We start from the raw sequence: 3,292 nt of genomic DNA, 5'->3' as shown, positions 1-3,292 counted from the left end.
TCCCGATTCCCGATTCCCGATTCCCGATTCCCGATTCCCGATTCCCGATTCCCGATTCCCGATTCCCGATTCCCGATTCCCGATTCCCGATTCCCGATTCCCGATTCCCGATTCCCGATTCCCGATTACCGATTCCCCATTCCCCATTCCCCATCACCAAATGGAAAAAGATTTATTATTCACTCGCCGCCACAGCGGACAATTCATTTCTGAGCGACAATTCGTAGACCTTCAAAGTGTCAATCGTGACTTGGCCACAGCGACAGGTTTAGATAATTTGGCTCAGGCAATTCTCAATCGCCTTTACACCCGTAAAGGGGAGCTTGCCGCTTTGGGACATCCCAATTATGGGTCACGGCTCCACCTGTTAGTGGGTGAACAAAATAATAATCGTCTTCGCTCCCTTGCTAATCTCTATATCCGTGAGTGTCTAGCTCAAGAACCTCGGATAGAAGAAATCAAGGCCATAGATTTTGAGCCTCCCTCTCGTCAGCAACGTTATACACTCGTAGCAACTTTAGTCCTTAAAGCTGTAGGCCAGGAAACACCCTTGACCCTGAGCTTTTCCCTACCTGGAGGGTAATTTGATGGTTTTTGAGAAAAAAGGCTTTGCTCAACTGTTCGAGGCCATGCAGAGTCGCACTCCTCCCACACTAACTGATTTTCAAGAAGGCAGTGTGGTGCGCACTCTATACGAATCTTTTGCTTGGGAACTCGCCGTCCTCTACGAGCAGATGCAACGGGTATATCTCTCTGGTTTTGTGGATACCGCCGAAGGCATTGACCTTGACAAAGTCGTTGCCATTTTAGGCATTAAGCGGGGAGAACCGGACTATGCTACCGGAAAAGTTACCTTTACGCGAGATATCGGCATTGATGAAGATATTTTTATTCCCAAAGGTACACTAGTTACTACGGAAGATACCCAGGAGTCTCCCAAAAAAGCCTACAAGACCATTGAAGAAGGCAAGATTTCCAAAGACCAAACCACTGCCCAGGTGAGAGTCCAGGCTCTACGACGGGGTAAAACAGAGGAAACTGAAGCTGAAACCATTGTGGTGATGCCTCAGCCGGTAGTGGGGGTGAAGTCAGTTAATAATCAAGAAACCCTGGGATTTACCGGTAAACTACAGGAGAGTGACGAACAACTGCGCCAACGAGCCAAGCAAACCTTGTTGGCGACCAGTGGCGGTAATACTACTTCCATCCGGAATGCTCTGTTGAGTTTACCTGGGGTGAGGGAAGTGCAAGTTAGAGAAAACTTCCACTTCCCTAGGGGCAAGGTAATGGTTACTCATCGTGAGTCCCTTACTGAAGAGCTTAAGGTTCCCAAAGGGACAACTATAACACTCCAAGTCTCAGACACAAAAACTAAAGACTATCACACCACTCAAGAGGTAATCCTCTCAGCAGGTCAAAATCCAGCAGTGGAGGTGGAGGTAGAGGCTGGTATTCCTGGAGCAGCTGGGGAAGCTCAGGCTAATGCAACTTGGAAAGAGTTAGTGGTTGATAGGGTAACTCTTACGGTTAGCAATGAGCGGCCTATTTCACGGCAAGACTTTGGCATTATTGAAATATTCGTTGATGGCATTGATTTTACAGATCTTGAGAAAGTTAGTCAGCTCAAACAGGAAATTGACCGAGTTAAGGCAGCGGGAATCTACCCATTACTTAAACCGGCGACAGCAGTGAACGTTGATGGGGTATTCCAACTTGAACTCCAACCAGAACTGAAACTGTCTCCAGAGGAACGGCTACAGTTGGAAGAACAGGTCCAGCAGACAATTATCTCCCATCTCAAAGACCAGAAAATGGGTCAACCCCTGCTGATCTCTCAACTCACGAGGAAGATACTAGGCTGCAACGGTGTCAATGATTTAGTTGATTTTACCCTCACGACCAGTATTCGTAATTCAGAAGGCACTGAACTGTCTACCCAGCACTATAAATCCTCCGAAACGCCAGTGAAACGGCTAGAAGTAGATATCTTAGAAAAGTTCACCCCCCACTCGGTTCGCGTTGCCTCAGAAATCAAACCCCTGCTTGTAGCCTTACAAATTAAGGCTCAAGCACTAGATGACCAGAAACAACAGGCAATTGAAACAGCGCTAAAACAATATTTTGCTGACTTCAAACCATCCCAGGAAGTGGTTAAAAGTGAGATTAAGGCAAGAATTGAAACAATCACCACCATCGAAGCAATCAAGTTAATTCCCTCCTTCTGGCAACCAGGGATTCCCTTTGATGGCGAAACCGTTAAGGTCACGTTTGTGGAGCAGGCTCAGCTCAGTTCGGTATTTCTCTATGAGAGATTACTCACCATTACTGGAGCATTGAAGTTAATCCTACCGGTTACAGTTACCCAACAAGAGAAGCAGCACATTTACCAACAGGTTGAGGAGCAGGTTAGTGCTTATTTTGAGCAACTCCAACCAGAAGAAAATATTCAACTTGAGCAGCTGGTTAAGCAAGCAAAAACCGTAGAATCAGTGCTAGATATTAATTGGAAACTGGAGGATTTTCGGTTTATTAATGGGGAAGATGCTGAGGATAGAATTGACCGAGACCAGAAGCAAATTCAGGTAAACAAATTTGAAAAAACTCAGTTAGGTGATGCTGATAAGTTTATCATTACCAGCGATATCTAGGTTGTTGAGGTTGCGATCGCTACTTTGAATTTAAGGCTAACTCCGGCGGTTGCAGTTCCCGAAACTGTTGCTCCAGCACAACTTAAGAGTGCCATGAAAGCTGCAGTTACAAGTATTGTGACTCCCTCTCTGGAGCAGTTACCCAAACTAGCAGTGGGAGAAAATCTGGATTATAACCAATTGAAAACTCTGCTGCTGGTGGATATCAGGACTAAGGCAGGCAATCTGGCCAAGGAAATCCTTAAGATTTTCATCAGCAATGGCCAAGTTTCAAAGGAAAATCAGGAGAAGTTAATGGAAGCACTCCGAAGCTTTCTCGGAGATTCTAGCTACACGATTGATCAGCTTGAACTCAGAGCCAAGGGTAGCTCCTATCAGGACAATATTCCCATTGCGATTGTAGAACGCGCAGAGATTCAGTTCCAAAAGTCGTCTACTTTGGAAATTGTAATTGAAGATAAGTAATGTAGCAATTCTCTATCCCATGAGGTGGGGATCCCCCTAAATCCCCCTTAGCAAGATACGGCTGGCGAAATTAATATTTGTTTACAAAAGGATGAGCAGATGTGGAAAAGATCCTTTGTTCGTAGTTGGTTTGGGAGTTACAGTTGAAACAATTGTATCAGTTATCAAACTGAGGAGTT

The 3,292-nt window shown here is 45.4% G+C and carries 3 protein-coding genes; all 3 read left to right on the top strand.

What is annotated here, in order from left to right; all coding sequences use genetic code 11:
* Nucleotides 1-583, top strand: a 583-nt coding sequence (locus F6K49_RS38195) for a GPW/gp25 family protein (RefSeq protein ID WP_293105493.1), incomplete at its 5' end; no start/stop codon positions are given.
* A gap of 4 nt (nucleotides 584-587) precedes the next feature.
* Entirely contained in the window at nucleotides 588-2,648 is a 2,061-nt protein-coding gene (locus F6K49_RS38190; protein WP_293105489.1) for a baseplate J/gp47 family protein, read from the top strand.
* Between the two features lie 24 nt (nucleotides 2,649-2,672).
* Entirely contained in the window at nucleotides 2,673-3,113 is a 441-nt protein-coding gene (locus tag F6K49_RS38185; protein WP_293105485.1) for a hypothetical protein, read from the top strand.
* Nucleotides 3,114-3,292 lie beyond the last annotated feature (179 nt).

It is taken from the genome of Moorena sp. SIO3I6 (genome assembly GCF_010672095.1).
Note: the sequence above shows the minus strand (reverse complement) of the source record. Positions and strands in the feature narration are given on the sequence as shown.

Coding starts and splice junctions, on each gene's coding strand:
- F6K49_RS38190 (WP_293105489.1), top strand. CDS start 588: ATGGTTTTTGAGAAAAAAGGCTTTGCTCAACTGTTCGAGGCCATGCAG.